Raw genomic sequence first — 21734 nt, 5'->3', positions numbered from 1 at the left:
GCCATATCGTTCGAATTCCGCAAAGCACAGCATCCGCATTCCCCCATTCCTGCCCTCGTCACAGGAATCTAGCCAGCCCAAGTCCTTAGGCTGGAAGGGCTCCTGTCGCCGCGCAGACGCGCGCCGGCTGGATTCCTGTGACGAGCACAGGAATGAGCGAAAAAGGGGCGTGTGGCCCCTAGAAAGAAAGCCTTGCGAGGCCACGGCAGCGGCCTCGCAAGGCATTCCATCCGGTACAGGAAACCGGATGGTGGGGTCTGGAGAGAGCCCTAAGCTTGTGACCAATACATAGCAAAAAGCCGCGCGAAGTCGCTCACCCGAATGGGTGAGACAGCGCGATAAATTCCCATTGAGCAAAAGTCGGGAACGTATCCCCCAACAAGCCGCCTCAGACGGCTTCGCGCAGCTGTTCGGCAGTCTGTAAATCCACGGAGACGAGTTGCGAGACGCCCTGTTCGGCCATGGTGACACCGAACAGGCGGTTCATGCGCGCCATGGTGATGGGATTGTGGGTGATGATGACGAAGCGGGTTTCCGTAGAAGCCACCATTTCATCCATCAGGTTGCAGTATCGCTCGACATTGTGGTCGTCCAACGGCGCGTCCACCTCGTCCAGCACGCAGATTGGTGCGGGGTTGGTCAGGAAGACCGCGAAGATCAGCGCCATGGCCGTCAGCGCCTGCTCGCCGCCCGAAAGCAATGTCATGGTCTGCGGCTTCTTGCCGGGCGGGCGGGCGAGGATTTCGAGGCCGGCTTCCAGCGGATCGTCGGATTCGATCAGCTGCAATTCCGCTGTGCCGCCGCCGAAGAGATGGGTGAACAGTCGCTGGAACTGCGAATTGACCACGTCGAAGGCGGCGATCAGCCTTTCGCGGCCCTCGCGATTGAGGTTCTGGATACCGGCGCGCAACTTGCGCACGGCGTCGATGATGTCATCCCGCTCCTTGATGAGCGCCTCGAGCTTGGCGGAAAGCTCGGCCTGTTCTTCCTCGGCGCGCAGATTGACGGCGCCAAGCCTTTCGCGCTCGATCTTCAGCCGGTCGAGATCGCGCTCGACATCGCGTATATCCGGCTTCGGCTGGTCTGGGCCAAGGCCGGTCAGGCGAAATGCCATATGTGGCTCGGTATTCAGCGTTTCGCGGATGCGATGTTCCGCCTCCTGCCGTTTTTCGCGGGCGGAAACCAGCCGCTCTTCGGCGCGGCCGCCCTTCTCGCGGGCTTCGGCGAGTTCCGAAAGCGCCGTTGCCGCCACCCGGTCGGCGACGCGCTGCACGTTTTCCGCCTCGGCCAGTCGGTCGGCGGCGGCGCGGCGGGCGTCTTCGGTCTTTTGCAGTTCGTTGAGGAGGTTGCGGCGTTTCTCGTCGAATTCCTCGGGTGCAATGTCCAGTTCGGCGATTTCCTCGCGCGCCTCTTCCTCACGCTCGCGCAGTGTGGCGATGTGATCGGCCGCACTTGCCGCCCGCGATTGCCAAGTGGAACGCTCCTGCCCTATCGCCTGGATTCTGCGCTGGCGGCTTTCCGCCTCGCGGCTCACGCCCTCATGGCGGGCGCGCGCTTCCGCCAAGAGCCCGCGGTCGGTGGCGACTTCGAGCTGGCTTTCGCGCAGCTTGAGATCAAGCACGGAAAGGTCCGGCGCATCTTCCATTTCGATACGGGCATTTTCTTCCTGGACGGCGATTTCGTCGATCTGCGCGCCAATCTGGTTCAATGCTTCGGAGACGATATCCCGGCGGCGCAGCAGATCGCCCGAAGCCCGTTCGGCTGAAGTCAGCGCCTCACGCGCCTCGGCAAGCTGTCGGGTCGCAAGCCGGCTCCGGTCACGCACGTCCGAAAGCCGCAATTCGCTGCTTCTGATGTCCTCGGTTTTCGCGGCAAGCTGGTCTTCGGCGTCTTCCATAATGGAGCGGGCCTCATCCAGTTCCGTCTCGATTTCGGCAAGGCGGTTCTTCTGCGACAGGCGAAGGGCTGCTGCACCCGGTGCATCGGCGCTGGCGATATGCCCGTCCCAGCGGAACAGCGCGCCCTCGCGCGTGACCAGTCGCTGGCCAGCTTTCAACAAAGGCAGAAGGCGACGGGCCTCCGAAACGTCTGCGACGACGCCAATCTGCGCAAGGGCACGTCTAAGCGCATCAGGCGCCTGCGCATAATCCAGAAGCGGTTCGGCACCCTGCGGCAGGGCGGGATCGCCAGCACCGTCGCCATTGCCGCCCCAATAGGCGGGGGCGCTCGCATCGAGCGGGCTTTCGAGATCGTCGCCCAGCGCCGCGCCCAGTGCGGCCTCATAACCGCGCTCCACCGTCATTTCTTCCGCCACCGGCGTGAAACTGCCATTGGCAGCAGCACTGGAGGCGAGGATTTTGGTAATGGTGCGTGCTTCGGTATCCAGCGCATTCAGCCGGTTCTTCGCGGCTTCCAGCGGCCCGCGCGCCAGTGCTTCGGCGGAACGCGCCTCGGCAACGGCGGCCTCGGCCTCTTCCACGACAATCAAAGCGTCCTCGACCGCGATCTCAGCCGCCTCTACAGCTTCGCGCCGCTCCGCAGGATCGGGAAGGCCGGAGAGCTTTTCGTCGATGGCGTCAACCTCGGTGGATGCTTCCTGCGATTGCCGCTCGAGCCTCAGCTTGCGGTCGGAAAGATCGCGGATCGCCCGCTCCAGCTGCTGGCGGCCGGCAGCGGCTTCCGCGCGTTCGGCGGTGATTGATGTGAAGATGGCTTCGCTTTCCGACAGCTTGATGGCCGCAGCCTCGAAGGCCTCGCGCATCTCGTCCGCGTGGCGACCGGAATCGGAGAGGATTTCCAGAAGCTCGGCCTCTTCTTCATCAAGCCGCGCGAGTATCTGGGCATTATCGGCGACCAGCCGTTCCTCGCGGACGATATCTTCGCCAAGCTGCGAGAGACGGCGGGCCAGCTCGTCGCGGCGGCGCAGCAGGCGGTTCGCCTCGTCATCCAGCTGGGTGCGGGCGATCTGCAGGCGTTGCAGGGCGGCGGCGACGCGGGCCTCGTCCTCGCGCAGTTCCGGCAATTTCAGGCTGGCGATGCCCTGCTGCTTGGCCGCTTCCATCTGGGCTTGCGCCTTTTCGGCGACGATGTTGGTCGCCTGATTGAGGGCGCTTTCCGCCTCGCCTTCCGCTTCCTTTGCTTCCACCCAGCGGATGTGCAGAAGCGTCGCCTCGCGGGCGCGGATATCCGCCGACAGCATCTTGAAACGGTTGGCCTGACGCGCCTGGCGTTTCAGGCTTTCGATCTGGCTTTCCAGCTGGGCGGTCACATCTTCCAGCCGCTCCAGATTGGTTTCGGCGGCGCGCAGGCGAAGCTCGGCCTCGTGGCGGCGGGAATGCAGGCCGGAAATGCCGGCCGCCTCTTCCAGCAGCTGGCGACGAGCCTGCGGCTTGGCGTTGATAAGTTCGCCGATGCGGCCCTGCCCCACCATGGAGGGCGAGCGTGCGCCGGTGGAGGCATCGGCAAACAGCAGTTGCACATCCTTGGCGCGCGCTTCCTTGCCATTGATACGATAAACGGAGCCGTTTTCACGTTCGATGCGGCGCGTCACCTGAATTTCATCGGCATCGTTGAAGGCGGCGGGCGCGGTGCGGTCGGAATTGTCGAGATAAAGGCCGACTTCGGCGGTGTTTCTGGCCGGGCGGTTGCCGGAGCCGGAGAAGATGACGTCATCCATGCCGGATGCGCGCATGTTCTTGTAGGAGTTTTCGCCCATCACCCAGCGCAGCGCTTCGACCAGATTGGACTTGCCGCAGCCATTCGGACCGACAACGCCTGTCAGACCGGGCTCGATGATGAATTCCGATGGTTCAACGAAGGACTTGAAACCGACGACGCGGAGCTTGTTGAACTTCATGCCGCCATGCTCCGGATATAAAAACGGCAATAAAAAACGGGCGTGCGGAAATTTCCGCCGCCCGTCTCTTTCAGGCTTCGGTGATCAGAGCAGCTTGTCGATGACAGCCGACATGGTTTCAACCGACATGTCTCCTGCGTATTTTTTGCCGTTGATGATGAAAGTCGGCGTGGAGTTGACGCCGAATTCCGTCGCACCGCGTTGCATGGTTGCGTTCACATCATCCAGAAGTTTCTGGTTCGTCAAGCAGGCCTCGAAAGACTCCTGTGAGAAACCGGCCATTTTCGACATTTGCAGCAGGGCGGCACGTGCATCCTGGGCGGTTGCCCAGCTCTGCTGCTGCTTGAACAGCATGGAAACGAAGGGGAAATACTGACCTTCCGGTGCGCAGCGCGCCAGCATGAAGGCGGCAGCGGCGCGCGGATCGAACGGGAATTCGCGCAGCACGAAATAGACCTTGCCGGTATCGATGTACTTCTTCTTGATTTCTTCGAAGGTCTTGTTGTGGAAGTTAGCGCAGTGCGGGCAGGTCATCGACATATATTCGACGATCTTGACGGGTGCGTTGGCATCACCGAGCGCTGCTTCCGGCAGCGGGCCGGGCTTCATGACAGCAGCCATATCCACATCACCGGTGGATTCAGGCAATTCCTGCGCCTCGGCAATACCGGGCGTGAAGGCAAACGGCAGAGCCGTGGCAATGGCGGCAAGGGCAACACCGCCGAGAAGGCTGCGTCTGGTAAAATTCAATTCGGAAATCGGCATGGAAACACCCGTGTTGATTTGAAACTGCCTGATGCGCAATTCGCTAACCCGATATCATCAGGACCGGCAGCGCGACAAGCGGGGTCTGAAACTTCCTTGTCAAACAATCGTGACATCGCGATGGCAGCTATACTGGGCGATACACCTTAATCGCGCCGCCTCACTTCATCTGAACCGCGGGATTTATCCTCATAGCGAATGGCTTTGTCTATGGAATGTCGCTGTGCTACCGAGTGGTCAAGCATCCGATCGACCTTCTTGCCGCAAAATATGGTACAGATGGCGAAGACAAGAACGGCGAGCGCCACCACGCGAAAAAACCACTTCACAGCCGCAACGCCAAACAAATCGACTAATAACGCTTCTTTTCCATGCGGATCCGGCTCAAGAAAAAATATAGCGAACAGGCAAGCCGACATTACCACAACATACGACAATAATATTTTTATGCTCTTTACCATTAATAATATTCATTTTTAAAAAATAACAACACCATAACTCAATATATTCTGTTGAATTATAATTTCAATTTATTTCAACGACGAATAAAAATGCTTCTTATTTAGCGCGGCTTCTTCTGCAAGACCGCCGTGCCGAGCCGTTCCACCGCCTTGCGCAATGCCTCGCTCTCGATGCCTTCCATCATGTCATCGAGACGTTTTGCCGCATCGCCGCGCAGGGGCTGCGGTTTGCGCCGGCGGGTGATGGCCTGCGACACCGGCTTCTGCACGATCCTGATCTGGCGCACCGCCGGAAAGCCGAAAAAGCCGTTGATGCGGGCAATCAGTTCGCCCTGCGCATGGGTGAGAAACAGGGCGCGCGCGCCTTCGCAGGCGATCGTCAGCACGCCGGGCTGATAACCGCCGCGATCCGGCCCTTCGTCGCGGCGCGGCCAGGTGATCTTTTCGGGCCGCGTGCAATCGGCAAAATCGTCGCCGGCAATCTCGTCCCAGGAGCCGAGCAGCGCGGTATTGATGCCCGCCCGCTTCGACAGCACGGGGTCCATGATGCCATTGGCGACTTCGGCGATCTGGACAACGCCCTTTTTCTTACCGGCACCGCTCTGGGGATAACGCATGTTTCACTCGCGATTTGGGAGCCGGCGAATCCGCATGTTCTTGATCGCCCGCTTCTTATGTCCCAACTATAGGCCAAATCGAACAGAAACGGCAAACCATGCTTCAAAAAACCGCCTCGTCGTCTTATGCGCAGATGCTGCTCGCATGGTACGACCGGCATCATCGCGAATTGCCCTGGCGCACCTCCCCGGCCATGGCGGCGCAGGGAAAACGTGCCGATCCCTATCACGTCTGGCTTTCCGAAGTGATGCTACAGCAGACGACGGTGCAGGCGGTCAAACCCTATTTCCTGAAGTTTCTCGCCGCCTGGCCGCGTGTTGACGATCTCGCGGCGGCACCGGTCGAGGATGTCATGGCCGCATGGGCGGGGCTCGGTTATTACGCCCGCGCCCGCAACCTGAAGAAATGCGCGGAAGCCGTCGCGCGCGAACATGGCGGCGTCTTTCCGGATACGGAAGAGGGCCTGAAGCAGTTGCCCGGCATCGGCGATTATACGTCCGCCGCGGTGGCGGCCATCGCCTTTAACCGGCAGGCTGCTGTCATGGACGGCAATGTGGAGCGCGTCATCTCGCGCCTCTTTGTCATCGATGCGCCCCTGCCCGGCTCCAAGCCAGCGATGAAAATGAAGGTCGCCGCACTGACGCCCGCAGACCGACCCGGCGATTTTGCCCAGGCGATGATGGACCTCGGCGCAACGATCTGCACGCCGAAGCGGCCGGCCTGCGCGCTCTGTCCGTTCAATGGCGTCTGTCTGGCGCTTGCGGAAGACGAGCCGGAACGGTTTCCGGCGAAAGCCGCGAAAAAGGCAAAACCGGTGCGGCTCGGGGCTGCTTTCGTCGCAGTGAATACAGAGGGCGAAATTCTGCTGCGGCGGCGCATCGACAGCGGGCTTCTGGGCGGCATGACCGAGGTGCCGACAACGGCATGGACCGCCCGTCTGGATGGCGGCACTGAGGTGAGCCACGCGCCTTTTTCAGCGGACTGGCAGGCGGCGGGCGTGATCGTGCATGTCTTCACCCATTTCGAACTGCGGCTCACCGTCTATCGCGCACAGGTTCCGGATGGCCTTCAAACCGGACCGGATGACGGATGGTGGGAGCCGGTTACAAATCTTGACGCGCAGGCGCTGCCAACGGTGATGAAGAAAGTCATCGCGCAGGCTATTCCATCCACGCATCGGCCCGAAAATCGGAATCGATTTTCGACAGGAACGATGCGCAACTCAAAGTTTTAGAGCGTCTTTCAGACGCTCTAATGTCCGATGAAAGCAGGAAATTTCGATGACCAAGATTGAGCATATCGTATTCGACATCGGCAAGGTGCTGATCCACTACGATCCGCATATTCCCTATAGCCGCCTCATCCCCGATGCCGACGAGCGCCAATGGTTCTTCGACAATGTCTGCACCCATGACTGGAACCTCGAGCAGGATCGCGGCCGCCGCTGGGAGGACGCCGAGGCCTTGTTGGTTGAGAAATTCCCGGACCGGGAAGAGCACATCCGCTCCTTCCGCAAGTTCTGGCATGAGATGGTCTCGCATTCCTACGACGACAGCGTCGCAATCATGGTCGGGCTGATCAACAGCGGCCATGACGTGACGATGCTCACCAACTTCGCCTCCGACACTTTTCGCGAGGCGCAGAAGATGTTTCCCTTCCTCACCTTGCCGCGCGGCGTCACCGTCTCTGGCGATGTGAAGCTGCTGAAGCCTGACGTGGCGATCTATGAGCTGCACGCCAGGGAATTCGGCCTTAACCCCGCCGCTAGCATCTTCATTGACGATACGCTCGCAAATGTCGAAGGCGCAAAAGAAGCCGGCTGGCAGGCGGTTCATTTTACCGGCGCCGAGAAACTGAAGCAGGATTTGCATGCTTTTGGGGTGGAAGTTTAATCATCCACAGATCAGGAAAAGAAATTGGCGCAGGCGGAAATGGCGGTCTCCGGCCTGCGCCAGTCCTGCCGCAAGCGGCATCGGACGCAATGTTTTTGTGAGCTTTCCGGATCGGATTTTCACAACCATTGCTCTGATTTGAGACAGTATTGTTCGTCTCTTGCGCGAAACTTGCCTGACTAAAATAATATATTCGAAAATACCAACGCCCGACACCGAGGTGCCGGGCGTTGGTCGTTCTCCATCCGGGACTGAAGGTACTAAACCGGACGGAGACGTATGCTGGCAAGGGCGGGCGGTGGATCGTCCGTCTTCAGCCTTTTGGGCTTTCGACTATTCGGCCTTTGCCATTTCACTGCGGATGATGGCTCTGAGATCGTCGATCGGCTTCAGGTCGTCGCCGTCTTCGAAGTGCCAGAACGTCCATCCGTTGCATGCGTCGAGACCCTGCACCTTCGCGCCGAGGCGGTGGATGGAGCCGGCGGTTCCGGCGGATGCAAGCGTACCATCCGCACGAATAATGGCGCTATAACGGCGCTTCGCATCCGTCAGCACCTGGCCGGGGCGGACGAGGCCGCTTTCCAGCAAGGTGTTGAAGGCAACGCGGGGCTCGGCCTTCTTGCCGGTCATGACGGTCAGTTCCGCCTTGCCGAGCGGCTCGACGGCGGCGATGCGGGCGGACGCCGCGTCGATATAATCCTGCTCGCGCTCAATGCCGACAAAGTGACGGCCGAGACGTTTTGCAACAGCACCCGTGGTGCCGGAGCCGAAGAACGGATCGAGCACGACATCGCCCGGCTTGGTGGACGCCATGATGATGCGCGCCAGCAAAGCTTCCGGCTTCTGGGTGGGATGCACCTTCTTGCCGTCCTCGCCCTTCAGCCGCTCATTGCCGCTGCAGATCGGGAACAGCCAGTCCGAGCGCATCTGCACATCGTCGTTGGAAGCCTTCAGCGCATCGTAATTAAAGGTATAGCTCTTGGCTTTCGGATCGCGGCTCGCCCAGATCATCGTCTCATGGGCGTTCTGGAAACGGCGGCCCTTGAAATTGGGCATGGGGTTGGTCTTGCGCCAGACGATATCGTTGAGGATCCAGAAATCGAGGTTCTGGAGCATGGCGCCAACGCGGAAAATATTGTGATAGGAGCCGATGACCCAGATGGTGCCATTGGGCTTCAGCACACGGCGGCAGGCGAGCAGCCAGGCGCGGGTGAAGGCGTCATAGGCCTCGAAGGAGGCGAACTGGTCCCATTCGTCATCGACGGCGTCGACCAGCGACTGGTCGGGACGGTGCAGCGTGCCGCCAAGCTGCAGATTATAGGGCGGATCGGCGAAAATCGCATCCACCGACTGGCTCGGTAGGGCATCCAAGGCAGCGACACAATCACCTTTGATGATGCTGTCTTTCCAGGCGTCACTCTCACCCGCACGATCAAAACCGGCACGCCGAAAATCGGCCAGCGGAAAAACTGCTGCCATTGGTACTCGCTCCATACGCTTACTCTCTACTGATGCTTATGGTTACCGAAGATGGTTATCAAAGCCTGAACAAGTCACGGAAAATGCGAAATAAATCGCTGTCGCGGCACGCAGGCGCGATTTGCGGCGGCCGGCGGGGAACCCGAAGCCGGGCAAAAACGTTGTGCACAATGGGTTCTCCTGTCCCCGCATATCGGCGCGGCGGGAGGAGCCATGATGGCAGGGGGTAATCCGCAATGGGGTCCGTGATGAAAATGGCTTCTTTTTCCATGAGTGTCGCCTGCGCTGCACTTTTCGCAACGGCGCTGCCGGCGGCCTCGCAGGCGCAGCAACCGGCCCCGCAATATAACGTCGTCACCGATGCGGTCCTGTTCGATGGCGGCCCCTCGCTCGGCAACAGCGACAGGGTGCGTTGGGATTTCTACAAGGCAGACCGCTCCGGCGGCCGCACCGACGACAATGCCGGCGGGTCCTATGACGCCACCTTCGAGGCGAAACTGCCGGCGGGCAAATATGTCGGTGTCGCGGCGCTCGGCAATGTGACCCGCGAAGTGTCGTTCGAGGTCAAGGACGGAAGCGTCGCGAGGCCGAAAGTAAATTTCGATGCGGCCGAATTAACCGTCGTGCCGAAGCGCAGCGCCGGCGGCGATGTGGAGACGCAGGCGAAAACCGAAATCACCAAGGGCGACTTCAAGGACAGTGTCTATGGGCAGAATACTGTCTTCGTGCCGGCCGGCGAAATCACCCTCACCGGCAGCATCGGCCCGGCGCGGGCTGAGGAGACGCTTGCCATCAAGGCCGGCGATAAGATCAGCCACGAGCTGGTGATTCCAAGCGGCGTTGTCGTTGCCAAGGCGGTTTATGCGGAAGGCGGCAGGGCCGTCGAAACGGATGATATCCGCTTCGAGGCCATGTCGGCCAAGGAAACACTCGATGGCACGCGCCAGACCATCAACGGCACTTACGGCACCGGCAAGATGATGGAAATGCCGGCCGGGGATTTCGTCATGCGCGCCCGTCTCGGCAAGGTGACGGTGGAACAGCCCTTCACCATGACTGCCGGACAACGCACGGAAATCACCGTCAATCTCGATGCGGGCGTTCTCGCCATCACCGCCCCTGGTGCTGAACGGATCGATATCGTCGAAACGACCAAGGATCTTCAGGGCACGCAGAAGGAGATTTCCGGTCGTTACGGCACGAAACATCAGGAAACCCTGCATCCGGGCGATTATTCGGTGAAGGTAAGCTACGACAAGAAATCCGGTCGCGACCCGAAGGAGATCACGGCGACGGTCAAGGCGGCGGAGCGGACCGAGACGACGGTGGCGGAGTAATTGCGGCGGGGCGGTTGTTCCCTGCTCTCTCTCACCTCATCCCTGTGACAAGCACAGGGATGAGGGCCGGCGGAATTTAGAACATCACGATTTCCGGCCGGACGGCCCATATTTGGGCCTGAGCATCGGATGGCTGGAAAGACGCGCCGCATCCTTCGGCACCACCTGCAACGGCGCGCCGATTTTCACGCCGGCAAATCCTGAGGCCGCGATGCGGTCGCACAGCCTGGTCCACTGGCAGCCGCGACAGGCCTGCCGGATGTCTCCCGCGGCAAAAGCCGCGCGCATCTTTGCCAGAAAATCCGGCGTCACCCGCAGCCTTTTACCGGCGATCAATGTTTCGCCCAGAAGCGCCGACACCGACAGACGGGCCGTCTCGTCCCGCTGCACAATACCGTCGTTGAAACAGTGGGCGTGGCTTTCGCAGAGCAGACCTTCGCAGATATCGTCCGCCCCTTCCACCAGTTCGATATCCTCGCCCGCATTCAGCCGGGCGGCGACACGGTCATAATTCTCGACGAAGCCGGACGTATATCCCTTGCCCACATAGGTCAGCATACAGAGAAGATGGTGGGGGCGGAGACGGACGGTCACGGGCCCGTCCTATCCGACGATGGCGAAGGCGTCGCGCACCGAGCCGGACGAGGTGCGGATCGCCTTGCGGCCGATCCATTGCACATGCCCGTCGAGGATACGCACCGCCTCTTCGGCGCGGCCGCCGCGCAGCGCGTCGATGATCGCGCGGTGATCGGTATCGGTACGACGCTCCCAGCCGGCGCGCCAAGCGGAAAACAGGAAGCGGGCGCTCGCCGCATGCAATCCGTCGATCGCCTCCATCAAACGTGGCATGTTGCAGGGCGCGGTGATGAGGCGATGGAAACGACGATTGGCCTCCTCCCAATGCTGCACATCGACGGCGCTGTCGCCTTCGAGCGTTGCGGCCTCCGCCTGGTCGAGAATGGCTGAAGTCATGTTGGGAATGGCGTGGCGAAGCGCCAGAACTTCAAGGGCGGCGCGCATTTCCGCCACCTCGCGCACATCGTCAAGGCCGAAATCCGCCACCCGGACACCCCGGCGCGGAATGCTGGCCGCCAGTCCCTGCGCTTCCAGCCGCCGGAATGCCTCGCGCACCGGCACATGCGAGGCGCCGAATTCGGCGGCAATGTGGTCCTGCCGCAACCTTTCGCCCGGTGACAGCTCACCGCGAACGATACGCTCGGCAAGCGTGCGGCTGATGCGCGCGGCAATGGTGTCTTCAGGCGTATTCTTCACTGTCTTGGGCATAACATCCCATAACGCATATGGCGCGACCGTGTGTAGCGGTTTTTGCGCGAAAGAGGAACGCCAAACCAAATATTCGAGGCGACGCAGTCGCTTACACAGGCCGACCGAGCTATGAGCCTGATGGGACCGACCTCTGCGGGCGAGCCGGTTGAGCTTGGCGCGGACATGGTCTAAAAGCCCGGCATCATCTTCTTCCAGCCAAATCCGATACAGGGAGCGCCCATGAGCGGCTTCGACCTCATTATTTTCGACTGTGACGGCGTTCTGGTCGATTCCGAAATCATCGCGGCGCAGGTGGAATCGCGTCTCCTGACCGAAGCCGGATATCCGATCTCCGTCGAGGAAATGGGCGAGCGTTTCGCCGGCATGACCTGGAAGAATATTCTCCTGCAGGTGGAAAGCGAAGCCAGCATTCCGCTGTCGGCATCGCTGCTCGACAAGTCGGAAAAGCTGCTCGACATGCGGCTGGAACGCGACGTGAAGATCATCGACGGTGTGAAGTTCGCGCTATCGCGCCTGACGACGCCGCGCTGCATCTGCTCGAACTCATCGAGCCACCGCCTCGACATGATGCTGACGAAGGTGGGTCTGAAGCCCTATTTCGCGCCGCATATCTATTCCGCCAAGGACCTTGGGGCCGACCGCGTGAAGCCCAAGCCTGACATCTTCCTGCACGGTGCGGCGCAATTCGGCGTTTCTCCCGATCAGGTCGTCGTGGTCGAGGATTCCGTGCACGGCATCCACGGCGCTAAGGCCGCCGGCATGCGCGTCATCGGCTTTACCGGCGCATCCCACACCTATCCGAGCCACGCCGACCGGCTGACGGATGCGGGTGCGGAAACGGTGATTTCGCGCATGCAGGACCTGCCGGCCGTGATTGCGGCGATGGCGGAGTGGGAAGGCGCTTTTTAGTTGTGAAGGGGCTTCTTTCGTGATCTGAGTGGCAGCATTGATATTTTAATAAATGTAGCTACATTAATTCATGAAAATCATATGGGATGAGCACAAGCGGCTCGCCAATATCGAGAAGCACGGCTTCGATTTTGAAGATATCGATGGGTTTGATTGGGAGAATGCCATCATCGAGGAAAGCCTGACCGAACCGGGAAGTTCGCGCTTCAAAGCGATCGGATATTTCCGGGACGGGACTATGGCCGTTGTTTTTGCGACTGTCGGGACAGAAGCAATATCCATCATCAGCTTCCGACGGGCGAGTTCCAGGGAAAGAAGGAGGTTGCCATGGCCAAAGTTGCAAAACTAAAAGAATTCAAACCCGGACGCGGCTATACCGAAGCGGACTGGGACGCCGTCGACTTCCCGGAAATGACGGATCAGGAACTGGCAAATGCACGCCCCGCCCGAGACGTTTTGCCTCCTGCTTTCTTCGAAGCAATTGATAAATATAGAAAGACGCGTGGCCGCCCGCCGGTGGATAAGCCGAAGAAACAGGTGACGTTACGCCTCGATGAAGACGTGGTGGAGCGTTTTCGCGAAGGTGGCAAAGGATGGCAGAGCCGCATCAACGAGGCCTTGCGAAAGGCAGCAGGCATTTAAATTCGTTGCCATTCAAAAAGAAACCGGAGCCCGCAAAAGCAGCCCCGGTTTTTCACATCTAGCCCGTCAAATCACCGGCGTTTGGTCTTGGCCTTCGCACCCTGCTCGGCAAATCCGATATAGACGCTGACAGACCGCGGCGCGCCGCCCGGTCCGTTGGGGATGGCGACGTGGTCGTTGTTGAAGATGAACTGCGTGCCAGCACCGCCTGCGGGGAGATCGATGGCGAAGTTGGTCGTTTCGCCGAAAATCTCGCCGTCGCCGTCCTTCACCGTCACGCGGATCGGCACGGTCACGCGGCCGGGCTTGCCCATCGGGCCGGGAACGAGGCGGCCCTGCGCCAAGACGTTCACAGTCAGTGTCGATTCATTGGCGGTGCAGGAGCGTGTCGTGTCTGACAGCGAGACCTGATAGGCGAGTTTCTGCGGATCGTCCTTGGCGCCACCGGCGTAAACGCGATGGACGGCATTGGCGTCGAGAACCGTCACCGTCGGGCAGTTTGCCTGCACAACCGGGGTCACGGCATTGGCCTGCGCGGCTGGAGGATTGACGGCAAGCGAGTCCGACGGGTTGGATGAATTGCATCCTGCAACGACGGCCAGAAGCGACATCGCGGCGGACAAACGCAAGAAATTCCCTGACACTCTTCTAATTCCCTCTCCATTGTCCCGGAACCGAACCGGAGACGCTGTTTATTGACCTTTCACGCAGGTTGGCGATGGTCTATAGCAGCGACGCCGGAAAAAATCGATTGGCATGTTCGGTTTTGCTTGAATTTTCAAAAAAGCCCTTCATTACCTCGCCAATCGCCTCATTCCGGCGGGATGCTGCTGATAAAGAGCCGGCAACGGCACGGACAGACCGGTAAACGACAAGGGACTATCTCGTGAAATATGTATCGACCAGGGGTGCGGCCCCTTCGCTTGGTTTCTGCGACGCGCTGCTGGCAGGCCTTGGCCGTGATGGCGGGCTTTACGTGCCGCGCGAATGGCCCTCCATGTCGAAAAAGGAAATCCGCAACCTGCGCGGAAAATCCTATCAGGACGTCGCCTTCGAGGTTCTCTACCGTTTCACCGGCGGCGAAATTCCGGCCGACAAGTTCAAGGCAATGATCGCCGACGCCTATGCGACGTTCCGCCATCCGGCCGTAGCACCCCTGACGCAGACCGGGCCGAACACCTTCGTGCTGGAGCTTTTCCACGGCACCACGCTCGCCTTCAAGGATGTGGCGATGCAGCTTCTTGCCCGTCTGATGGATTACACGCTGGCTGAGCGCGGCGAGCGCGCCACCATCGTCGGCGCCACCTCGGGCGACACGGGCGGTGCGGCGATCGACGCCTTTGCCGGGCGCGAGCGCACCGATATCTTCATCCTTTTCCCCAATGGCAAGGTCTCTCCGGTGCAGCAGCGCCAGATGACCACGTCGACCGCGTCGAACGTGCACGCGCTGGCGATCAACGGCAATTTCGACGATTGCCAGACGCTGGTGAAGGAGATGTTCAACGACGTGAAGTTCCGCGACGGCGTGAAGCTTTCCGGCGTCAACTCCATCAACTGGGCGCGCATCATGGCGCAGGTGGTCTATTATTTCACCGCGTCTCTCTCGCTCGGCGGTCCCGACCGGAAGATTTCCTTCACGGTTCCAACAGGCAATTTCGGCGATATCTTCGCCGGTTACGTCGCCAAGAAGATGGGTCTGCCGATCGACAAGCTTGTCATCGCCACCAATGACAACGATATTCTGGCGCGCACGCTGAAGACCGGCCGATACGAGATGCGCGGCGTCAAGCCGACCACCTCGCCCTCCATGGACATCCAGATTTCGTCCAACTTCGAGCGTCTGCTGTTTGAAGCCTACGGCCGTGATTCCGCTGCGGTAAAGGCGTCGATGGACGGCCTTAAGCAGTCGGGAGCCTTTGAAATTCCGCCGCATGCGCTGAAGTTCATCAAAAAGGATTTCCGCGCCGGCCGCGCGACCGAAAAGCAGGTGGCGGCGACCATTCGCGACACGCTTGCAAAGACCGGCTACCTGATCGATCCGCATACGGCGACAGGCGTTTTCGTGGCCGAAAAGCACGAAAAAGCGGGAAGCCCGATGGTGGTTCTGTCTACCGCCCACCCGGCAAAATTCCCGGCCGCTGTAAAATCCGCTTGCGCAATCGAGCCTGCGCTTCCAGTATGGCTAGCCGATATTATGAACCGGGAGGAGCGTTTCGACATTCTGGACGCAGAGCTGAAAGCCGTGGAAACCTTCATCGGCCAACATGCACGCGCCGGCAAATAGAGACGCGGAAAGACGTTGAGTATGAAAGTTAATGTGACCCGGCTTTCGTCCGGGTTGACCGTTGTTACGGAAAGAATGCCACATCTCGAAAGCGTTGCTCTTGGGGTGTGGATCAAATCCGGGTCCCGCAACGAGACGACTGCCGAACACGGCATCGCCCATCTTCTCGAACATATGGCGTTCAAGGGCACCGCCCGCCGCACCGCCCGGCAGATCGCCGAAGAGATCGAAAATGTCGGCGGCGAAGTCAACGCCGCGACATCGACGGAAACGACCTCCTACTACGCCCGCGTCCTGAAAGACCACGTCCCCCTCGCCGTCGATATCCTTGCCGACATTCTGACGGAATCGCTGTTCGACGAAGACGAGTTGGAGCGGGAAAAAAACGTCATTCTGCAGGAAATCGGTGCCGCCACCGATACGCCCGACGACGTGATCTTCGACAATTTCTCCGGTATCGCCTATCGCGACCAGACCATCGGCCGCCCGATCCTCGGCACGCCGGACACCGTCCAATCCTTCACCACCGGCCAGATCAGGCACTATCTCGCCCGCAACTACACGACGGACCGCATCTTCGTCGTGGCGGCCGGCGCAGTCGATCACGAAAGCTTCGTGAAGCAGGTCGAAGAGCGTTTCGCCTCGCTGCCGCTCGTGCCAGCGGCAACGCCTGTCATGGAAAAGGCGATCTATACCGGCGGCGAAATCCGCGAGACGCGCGATCTCATGGATGCGCAGGTGCTGCTGGGTTTCGAGGGCAAGGCCTATCACGCCCGCGACTTCTACTGTTCGCAAATCCTCGCCAATATTCTCGGCGGCGGCATGTCATCGCGCCTGTTCCAGGAAGTGCGCGAGTCCCGTGGCCTGTGTTACTCCGTTTACGCCTTCCATTGGGGATTTTCCGATACCGGTGTCTTCGGCGTTCATGCGGCGACCGGAGGCAACGACCTGCCGGAACTGATGCCCGTCATCATCGACGAATTGCGCAAGTCGTCGGAGATCATCCATCAGGACGAAATCAACCGTGCCCGCGCGCAGATTCGGGCACAGTTGCTGATGGGACAGGAAAGCCCGGCAGCCCGCGCCGGCCAGATTGCCCGGCAGATGATGCTTTATGGCCGCCCCATCCCCAATGAGGAGATGATGACGCGCCTGGAGGACATTACCCGTGAACGCCTGACCGATCTTGCAGGACGGCTGTTTTTCGAGACAGTACCGACACTCTCCGCCATTGGTCCGCTCGAACATCTGCCGCCTCTCTCAGACATGACTGCCGCGCTTTCCGCGCAGCAGCCTGCAAGGATAAAGGCGAACGGATAAACCACTATGAGAGCGGGACTTAAAGGCGGAGACCGCTCACATCATTCGCCACCCCGCCCGCGGGTGGCGAAATCTGCCGAACAGGGATCGTGAATGCTGCGTTTTCTTTCCCGACATAGCGACACGCCCGAACTGCGCAGCGCCAATCACCTTCTCAGACTGCCGCGTTATGGCGATTTCAAGCAGTGGCATGTGCTGCGCTCGGAAAGCCGCCACTTTCTGCAGCCATGGGAGCCGACCTGGCGGCCGGACGAGCTGACGGAAAGCGCTTTCCGCACGCGCGTGGTGCGCAACGGCCAGGAATTTTCCTCCGGCACCGCCGTTTCCTTTTTGCTGTTCGAGAAAGAGACGCTGCTCGTCGGCGGCATCACCATCGGTTACATCCGCCGGGGTGCGGCGCAAAGCTGCATGATCGGATACTGGATCGGCGAGCGGCACGCCGCCCAAGGCCATATGTCTGCCGCATTAAAATTGGTAATACCATACATCTTTAACGGACTTCAGTTGCACCGTATCGAGGCAGCCTGTATTCCGGAAAACTTCAAAAGCATCCGGCTTCTCGAAAACGCCGGGTTCCAGCGGGAAGGCCTCTTGCGGGAATATCTGAAAATCAATGGCCAATGGCGGGATCATATGATGTTTTCCCTTCTTGCCGACAAGCAAAGCTCCGGCGGAACGAAGTACGATACATGACCTACAATCACACTGCGCCTCGCCTTGCGAAACGTCTGGCGGCAATCGTGCTGGCTGCGCCGATTTTCCTGCTTTTCCTGCTTTTCTCTTCCTATTCCTACGCCTTCGAACCGGTGAAGATTTCCCGTGACGACACGGCGCTCGATCTTACCGCAACGACCGATATCTATGCCAATCAGGGCGAAGCCTTTCAGGTCTCGACCGCACCCGGCCCTGACGGTATCCGCCGCCGTATCGAAGTGCGCGCCAGCTCCGAAGACCATCAGGGTGACTGGGCGGTCTTTGCGCTTGCCAATGTCTCCGAAGAGCAGCTGGAGCGCGTGATCGTCGCGCCGCATTTCCGCCTTGTCAATTCCAAGCTGTTCTGGCCCGATCTCGGCTCGCAGCGCATCATCGCGATCACGCCGAGCGAGGGCTTTGCGCTCGACCGGCAGCCCAGCCCGGATGCCGACGTGTTCCGCATCACGCTCAATCCCGGCTCCGTCATCACCTTCGTCGCCGAGCTTTCGACGCCGCAGTTGCCGCAGATTTATCTTTGGGAACCGGAAGCCTACAAGGACACGATCAACGCGTTTACGCTCTATCGCGGCATCGTGCTCGGCATCGCCGGTCTACTGGCCGTGCTTCTGACCATCCTGTTCGTGGTCAAGGGTACTTCGGTTCTGCCAGCCTCGGCAGCGCTCGCCTGGGCGGTTCTGGCCTATATCTGCGTCGATTTCGGCTTTCTCGAAAAGCTCATCACGGTCACCTCAAGCGATCAGCGAATATGGAGGGCGGGCGCCGAAGTGGCGCTCGCCTCCAGCTTCGTCGTCTTCCTCTTTACCTACCTCAACCTCAACCGATGGCACGCGCATCTGGGTTATGCGACCTTTGCCTGGGTGGTGGGACTGGCGCTGCTGTTCGGCGTGGCGATCTACGATCCATCGGTTGCGTCGGGTATTGCGCGCGTTTCCTTCGCGCTGACGGCAACTGCGGGCATCGCGCTCATCATCTATCTCGGCTTCAACAAATATGATCGGGCGATCCTGCTCGTTCCATCCTGGGCGTTGATCCTCGTCTGGCTGTTCGGCAGCTGGCTGACGGTGACCGGGCAGCTCGACAATGACATCGTGCAGCCGGCGCTTGGCGGCGGGCTGGTGCTGATCGTGCTTCTCATCGGCTTCACCGTCATTCAGCACGCCTTTGCCGGCAGCGCCTATCAGCAGGGGCTGTTCTCCGATCTCGAACGCCAGTCACTGGCGCTGACGGGCAGCGGCGACACGGTCTGGGACTGGGATGTGACGCGCGACCGCATCGTCACTACACCTGACATTTCCAACCGGCTTGGGCTGGAGCCGGGCACCATGCACGGTGCCGCGCGCAACTGGCTGCCGCGTCTGCACCCTGATGACCGCGACCGGTTCAAGGCGACGCTCGACGTGCTGCTCGACCATCGCAAGGGCCGTCTGAACCACGAATTCCGCATTCGCGCCGAAGACGGGCATTTCCACTGGCTGCAAATCCGCGCCCGTCCGGTTCTTGGCTCCAACGGCGAGATCATCCGCTGCGTCGGCACCATTACCGACATTACCGAGCAGAAGAACTCGGTCGAGCGGCTGTTGCAGGATGCGATGAACGACAATCTGACCGGGCTTCCGAACCGGCAGGTCTTTCTCGACCGGCTGCAATCTATCCTCAACCTCTCCCCCGATAGCGAGGGCGTGCGCCCGACCGTGATGGCGATCGATATCGACCGCTACAAGCTGGTCAACGATACGCTGGGCATCGCCGCCGGTGACAATATCCTCATCGCGCTCACCCGGCGCTTGCGCCGCCTGCTGAAACCGCAGGATACGCTGGCGCGTCTCGGCGGCGATGAATTCGGCCTGATCCTGACCTCGGAGCGTGATCCGCAGCGTGTCGCGGATTTTGCCGATGCGGTGAACAAGGCGATCATGGTGCCGATCAACTTCGCCAACCGCGAAATCATCCTCACCGCCTCCATCGGTCTCGTCTCGTGGATCGACCAGCAGGAAAGTGCGGCCGGATTGCTCAGCGATGCGGAACTCGCCATGTATCGCGCCAAGCGCGCCGGCGGCAACCGCGTCGAGCCGTTCCGCCCCGCTTTCCGCACGTCCGGCACCGACCGCCTGCAGATGGAAAGCGACCTTCGCCGGGCTATTGAACGCAAGGAACTGTCGCTCGCCTATCAGCCGATCGTCAAGCTTGACGATGGCGAACTGGCCGGTTTCGAGGCGTTGATGCGCTGGGAGCATCCCAAGCGCGGCAATATTCCGCCAAGCGAGTTCATTCCGATTGCCGAGGCGTCCGGACTGATCGAACCGCTCGGCATGTTTGCGCTGGAGCGCGCCGCGACCGACCTGATGGACTGGCAGCATGCCATCGACAAGATGCCGATCTTCATTTCCGTCAATATTTCCAGTGCGCAGTTGCTGAACAACGAACTCTATAACGACGTCCGCGGCATGCTGACCCGCACGCGCTGCAATCCGCAACAGCTGAAGCTGGAACTGACCGAATCCGTCGTGATGGAGAACCCGGAGCAGGCGCGGTTGGTGCTCTCCAAGCTCAAGGAAACGGGCATCAGCCTCGCCATGGACGATTTCGGCACCGGCTATTCGTCGCTCGCCTATCTCACCCGCTTCCCCTTCGACACGATCAAGCTCGACAAGGCGCTGGTCGCCAATACCAGCGACAAGCGCAACGTTCTCTTGCGCTCCGTCATCGCCATGGCGCGGGCGCTCGACATGCAGGTCGTGGCGGAAGGCATCGAAACACCTGAAGATGCGGCCGAACTGGCACGCATGAACTGTCATTTCGGCCAGAGCTTCCTGTTCGGCACCCCGGTTTCGGGCGATGCGGCGCTGAAGTTGCTGCGCGAGCGGTTCCAGCCGACGAAGCGGGCTTCCTGAGCGAAGGGGGGCGGTGATGTGTCTACCCTGGACGAGTGCGACGTCATCCTCGGGCTCGTCCCGAGGATCTAATCACGCATCCTAAAATGACCATTGGAGAGATTATTCCTTCTCTTCAAAAGTCTTGGATCTCACGCCAAACGGTCACTGACCCATCGCCATCTGCGGCGCATCAACCGCCACGTTCCCGTGCAGCAGGTCATGAACGAACTCCATCTTCGCCACCACAGGCGGTGTCAGCACGAAGGGATAGAGGTCCGCCTCCCCCATGCTGCGCTGGATGGAATTGATGGCAACGCTGAGCGGTATCCAGGCCTTGACTAGCTGCGAGGCATTGCGGGCATTGTAGGGATCGAAGGTGACCTCCGCCGCCATTTCCTCGTGTCCGTCGGGGTCTATCGCCACACCGAAGGCGCGTGCGGTCTCCAGCGTATCGACGATATGCAGATAATGGGCAAAACATTCGGCGAAATCTTCCCACGGATGGACCGAGGCATAGGAGCTGATGAAATTCTCCCGCCAGTCGGGACGCGGTCCCTGTTCGTAATTGCGTTGCAGGGCGGCGGCGTAATCCTCGCGGTCGTCACCGAAAACTGCGCGGCAGGCTTCCAGCCGGTTTGCGTCGCGCACCAGCTTGTTCCAGATGAAATGCCCGACCTCGTGACGGAAATGGCCGAGCATGGTGCGATAGGGCTCATTCATATTGGCGCGCACCTGTTCGCGCGTCGCATCATCCGCTTCTGCGGCGCGGATGGCGATCAGGCCTTCGTCGTGACCGGTCATGGCGGGAATGATGGAGCCATCGGGCGCCACCTCATCCACCAGAAAGTCGAAAACGAGACCGCCGGCGGGATCAGCATCGCGGTTGGGATGTGGCAGGCCAAGTTTCAGGATCGAATAAAACAGATGCCGCTGGGCCTGGCTGAGACCGCGCCACTGCTCGACCCCCTCTTCCGTGGCAATGTCTGGCACCAGGCGATTATGGCTACAGGCCGGGCAAAAGGCGCTGGCGCTTTCCGCCGGCACCGACCAGTTGCAGATATCGTTCACCTCATTGGCGCAGAACCGCACCAGCTTTTGTGGCTCCGCAATTATCTGCCAGTTCGGTTCACCCGCAGGTGCGAGCGCCTCCATGGACAGCCGTTCCGGCACAAAAGCCAGACGATGGCCGCAGGCGACACAGAAGCGATTGTCGAAATGAACAGGCTGGCCGCAGGACGCGCAGGAGAAAAGCTTCACGGGTGACACCCTTGCTATGGTCGGAGGAGGAAGGCAGACA

General features: G+C 60.3%; 19 protein-coding genes. 10 read left to right on the top strand and 9 right to left on the bottom strand.

The annotated features are described in order from the left end of the window. Positions 1 to 388: 388 nt before the first annotated feature. The 4 genes from PL597_RS05275 to PL597_RS05260 form a co-directional block, all read right to left on the bottom strand. Positions 389 to 3856, bottom strand: a complete 3468-nt coding sequence (locus PL597_RS05275; RefSeq protein WP_271364709.1) for a chromosome segregation SMC family protein — start codon at positions 3854 to 3856, stop codon at positions 389 to 391. A gap of 84 nt (positions 3857 to 3940) precedes the next feature. Further along, complete coding sequence (locus tag PL597_RS05270) at positions 3941 to 4621, bottom strand: DsbA family protein (protein WP_271364708.1); 681 nt, start codon at positions 4619 to 4621, stop codon at positions 3941 to 3943. Positions 4622 to 4767: 146 nt separating this feature from the next. Beyond that, positions 4768 to 5082 (bottom strand): hypothetical protein, encoded by a 315-nt coding sequence (locus PL597_RS05265; RefSeq protein ID WP_271364707.1) that lies wholly within the window; start codon positions 5080 to 5082, stop codon positions 4768 to 4770. A gap of 101 nt (positions 5083 to 5183) precedes the next feature. Beyond that, positions 5184 to 5699, bottom strand: a complete 516-nt coding sequence (locus PL597_RS05260; RefSeq protein WP_142914153.1) for a DUF721 domain-containing protein — start codon at positions 5697 to 5699, stop codon at positions 5184 to 5186. Positions 5700 to 5797: 98 nt separating this feature from the next. On the opposite strand from PL597_RS05260, the gene mutY reads away from it, so the two are divergent. Both mutY and PL597_RS05250 read left to right on the top strand, forming a co-directional pair. Then, positions 5798 to 6934, top strand: a complete 1137-nt coding sequence (gene mutY, locus PL597_RS05255) for an A/G-specific adenine glycosylase (protein ID WP_271364706.1) — start codon at positions 5798 to 5800, stop codon at positions 6932 to 6934. Positions 6935 to 6980: 46 nt separating this feature from the next. Further along, positions 6981 to 7592, top strand: coding sequence for an HAD family hydrolase (locus tag PL597_RS05250; RefSeq protein ID WP_269825985.1), 612 nt, complete (start codon positions 6981 to 6983; stop codon positions 7590 to 7592). A 333-nt stretch (positions 7593 to 7925) separates the two neighbouring features. Here PL597_RS05250 and PL597_RS05245 read toward each other — a convergent pair whose 3' ends face one another. Further along, positions 7926 to 9071: a site-specific DNA-methyltransferase gene (locus PL597_RS05245; RefSeq protein WP_077982790.1), complete on the bottom strand. Its 1146-nt coding sequence runs from the start codon at positions 9069 to 9071 to the stop codon at positions 7926 to 7928. A 236-nt stretch (positions 9072 to 9307) separates the two neighbouring features. Here PL597_RS05245 and PL597_RS05240 point away from each other — a divergent pair, with 236 nt between their 5' ends. Continuing rightward, positions 9308 to 10408, top strand: coding sequence for a hypothetical protein (locus PL597_RS05240; protein WP_271364705.1), 1101 nt, complete (start codon positions 9308 to 9310; stop codon positions 10406 to 10408). A gap of 84 nt (positions 10409 to 10492) precedes the next feature. On the opposite strand, the gene PL597_RS05235 is transcribed toward PL597_RS05240, so the two are convergent. Together PL597_RS05235 and PL597_RS05230 are read right to left on the bottom strand one after the other, a co-directional pair. Then, positions 10493 to 10966: a DUF1284 domain-containing protein gene (locus PL597_RS05235; protein ID WP_271364716.1), complete on the bottom strand. Its 474-nt coding sequence runs from the start codon at positions 10964 to 10966 to the stop codon at positions 10493 to 10495. Between the two features lie 45 nt (positions 10967 to 11011). Next, complete coding sequence (locus tag PL597_RS05230) at positions 11012 to 11692, bottom strand: GntR family transcriptional regulator (RefSeq protein WP_077982793.1); 681 nt, start codon at positions 11690 to 11692, stop codon at positions 11012 to 11014. A 222-nt stretch (positions 11693 to 11914) separates the two neighbouring features. Between PL597_RS05230 and PL597_RS05225 the strand changes: the two genes are divergently transcribed. From PL597_RS05225 to PL597_RS05215, 3 genes are all read left to right on the top strand, one after another. Next, complete coding sequence (locus PL597_RS05225) at positions 11915 to 12604, top strand: HAD family hydrolase (protein WP_271364704.1); 690 nt, start codon at positions 11915 to 11917, stop codon at positions 12602 to 12604. A 70-nt stretch (positions 12605 to 12674) separates the two neighbouring features. Next, positions 12675 to 12953, top strand: a complete 279-nt coding sequence (locus tag PL597_RS05220) for a BrnT family toxin (RefSeq protein WP_271364703.1) — start codon at positions 12675 to 12677, stop codon at positions 12951 to 12953. Next, complete coding sequence (locus PL597_RS05215) at positions 12932 to 13246, top strand: BrnA antitoxin family protein (protein WP_269823250.1); 315 nt, start codon at positions 12932 to 12934, stop codon at positions 13244 to 13246. The genes PL597_RS05220 and PL597_RS05215 overlap by 22 nt, the downstream gene beginning before the upstream one ends. Positions 13247 to 13317: 71 nt before the next feature. Here the strand turns inward: PL597_RS05215 and PL597_RS05210 are convergent, their stop codons facing one another. Further along, on the bottom strand, positions 13318 to 13857 hold the full coding sequence (locus PL597_RS05210) for a PilZ domain-containing protein (protein WP_165691208.1): 540 nt from the start codon (positions 13855 to 13857) through the stop codon (positions 13318 to 13320). Positions 13858 to 14132: 275 nt separating this feature from the next. On the opposite strand from PL597_RS05210, the gene thrC reads away from it, so the two are divergent. The 4 genes from thrC (at position 14133) to PL597_RS05190 (ending at position 20455) form a co-directional block, all read left to right on the top strand. Further along, on the top strand, positions 14133 to 15530 hold the full coding sequence (gene thrC / locus PL597_RS05205; protein WP_271364702.1) for a threonine synthase: 1398 nt from the start codon (positions 14133 to 14135) through the stop codon (positions 15528 to 15530). A gap of 21 nt (positions 15531 to 15551) precedes the next feature. After that, positions 15552 to 16850, top strand: coding sequence for a M16 family metallopeptidase (locus PL597_RS05200; protein WP_077982797.1), 1299 nt, complete (start codon positions 15552 to 15554; stop codon positions 16848 to 16850). A gap of 93 nt (positions 16851 to 16943) precedes the next feature. Beyond that, positions 16944 to 17543, top strand: a complete 600-nt coding sequence (locus PL597_RS05195) for a GNAT family N-acetyltransferase (protein ID WP_077982798.1) — start codon at positions 16944 to 16946, stop codon at positions 17541 to 17543. Then, the gene (locus PL597_RS05190) at positions 17540 to 20455 is read left to right on the top strand and encodes a sensor domain-containing phosphodiesterase (protein WP_137409890.1); all 2916 of its coding nucleotides are present in this window, start codon (positions 17540 to 17542) and stop codon (positions 20453 to 20455) included. The genes PL597_RS05195 and PL597_RS05190 overlap by 4 nt, the downstream gene beginning before the upstream one ends. Before the next feature lie 144 nt (positions 20456 to 20599). Here PL597_RS05190 and PL597_RS05185 read toward each other — a convergent pair whose 3' ends face one another. Beyond that, positions 20600 to 21694 carry a zinc-binding metallopeptidase family protein gene (locus tag PL597_RS05185; RefSeq protein ID WP_271364701.1) on the bottom strand — a complete coding sequence of 365 codons (1095 nt, stop codon included), beginning with the start codon at positions 21692 to 21694 and terminating at the stop codon, positions 20600 to 20602. Between the last annotated feature and the right edge of the window lie 40 nt (positions 21695 to 21734).

It is taken from the genome of Agrobacterium sp. ST15.13.013 (assembly GCF_027956525.1).
Classification (GTDB): domain Bacteria; phylum Pseudomonadota; class Alphaproteobacteria; order Rhizobiales; family Rhizobiaceae; genus Agrobacterium; species Agrobacterium salinitolerans.
The sequence above is the reverse complement of the archived record's forward strand: the minus strand, read 5'-3'. Positions and strand labels throughout refer to the sequence as shown.

Excerpts from the sequence above, each read along its gene's own strand:
- PL597_RS05275 (WP_271364709.1), bottom strand. The coding sequence starts at position 3,856 with ATGAAGTTCAACAAGCTCCGCGTCGTCGGTTTCAAGTCCTTCGTTGAA.
- PL597_RS05270 (WP_271364708.1), bottom strand. The coding sequence starts at position 4,621 with ATGCCGATTTCCGAATTGAATTTTACCAGACGCAGCCTTCTCGGCGGT.
- PL597_RS05265 (WP_271364707.1), bottom strand. The coding sequence starts at position 5,082 with ATGGTAAAGAGCATAAAAATATTATTGTCGTATGTTGTGGTAATGTCG.
- PL597_RS05260 (WP_142914153.1), bottom strand. The coding sequence starts at position 5,699 with ATGCGTTATCCCCAGAGCGGTGCCGGTAAGAAAAAGGGCGTTGTCCAG.
- mutY (WP_271364706.1), top strand. The coding sequence starts at position 5,798 with ATGCTTCAAAAAACCGCCTCGTCGTCTTATGCGCAGATGCTGCTCGCA.
- PL597_RS05250 (WP_269825985.1), top strand. The coding sequence starts at position 6,981 with ATGACCAAGATTGAGCATATCGTATTCGACATCGGCAAGGTGCTGATC.
- PL597_RS05245 (WP_077982790.1), bottom strand. The coding sequence starts at position 9,071 with ATGGCAGCAGTTTTTCCGCTGGCCGATTTTCGGCGTGCCGGTTTTGAT.
- PL597_RS05240 (WP_271364705.1), top strand. The coding sequence starts at position 9,308 with ATGGGGTCCGTGATGAAAATGGCTTCTTTTTCCATGAGTGTCGCCTGC.
- PL597_RS05235 (WP_271364716.1), bottom strand. The coding sequence starts at position 10,966 with ATGCTGACCTATGTGGGCAAGGGATATACGTCCGGCTTCGTCGAGAAT.
- PL597_RS05230 (WP_077982793.1), bottom strand. The coding sequence starts at position 11,692 with ATGCCCAAGACAGTGAAGAATACGCCTGAAGACACCATTGCCGCGCGC.
- PL597_RS05225 (WP_271364704.1), top strand. The coding sequence starts at position 11,915 with ATGAGCGGCTTCGACCTCATTATTTTCGACTGTGACGGCGTTCTGGTC.
- PL597_RS05220 (WP_271364703.1), top strand. The coding sequence starts at position 12,675 with ATGAAAATCATATGGGATGAGCACAAGCGGCTCGCCAATATCGAGAAG.
- PL597_RS05215 (WP_269823250.1), top strand. The coding sequence starts at position 12,932 with ATGGCCAAAGTTGCAAAACTAAAAGAATTCAAACCCGGACGCGGCTAT.
- PL597_RS05210 (WP_165691208.1), bottom strand. The coding sequence starts at position 13,857 with ATGTCGCTTCTGGCCGTCGTTGCAGGATGCAATTCATCCAACCCGTCG.
- PL597_RS05200 (WP_077982797.1), top strand. The coding sequence starts at position 15,552 with ATGAAAGTTAATGTGACCCGGCTTTCGTCCGGGTTGACCGTTGTTACG.
- PL597_RS05195 (WP_077982798.1), top strand. The coding sequence starts at position 16,944 with ATGCTGCGTTTTCTTTCCCGACATAGCGACACGCCCGAACTGCGCAGC.
- PL597_RS05190 (WP_137409890.1), top strand. The coding sequence starts at position 17,540 with ATGACCTACAATCACACTGCGCCTCGCCTTGCGAAACGTCTGGCGGCA.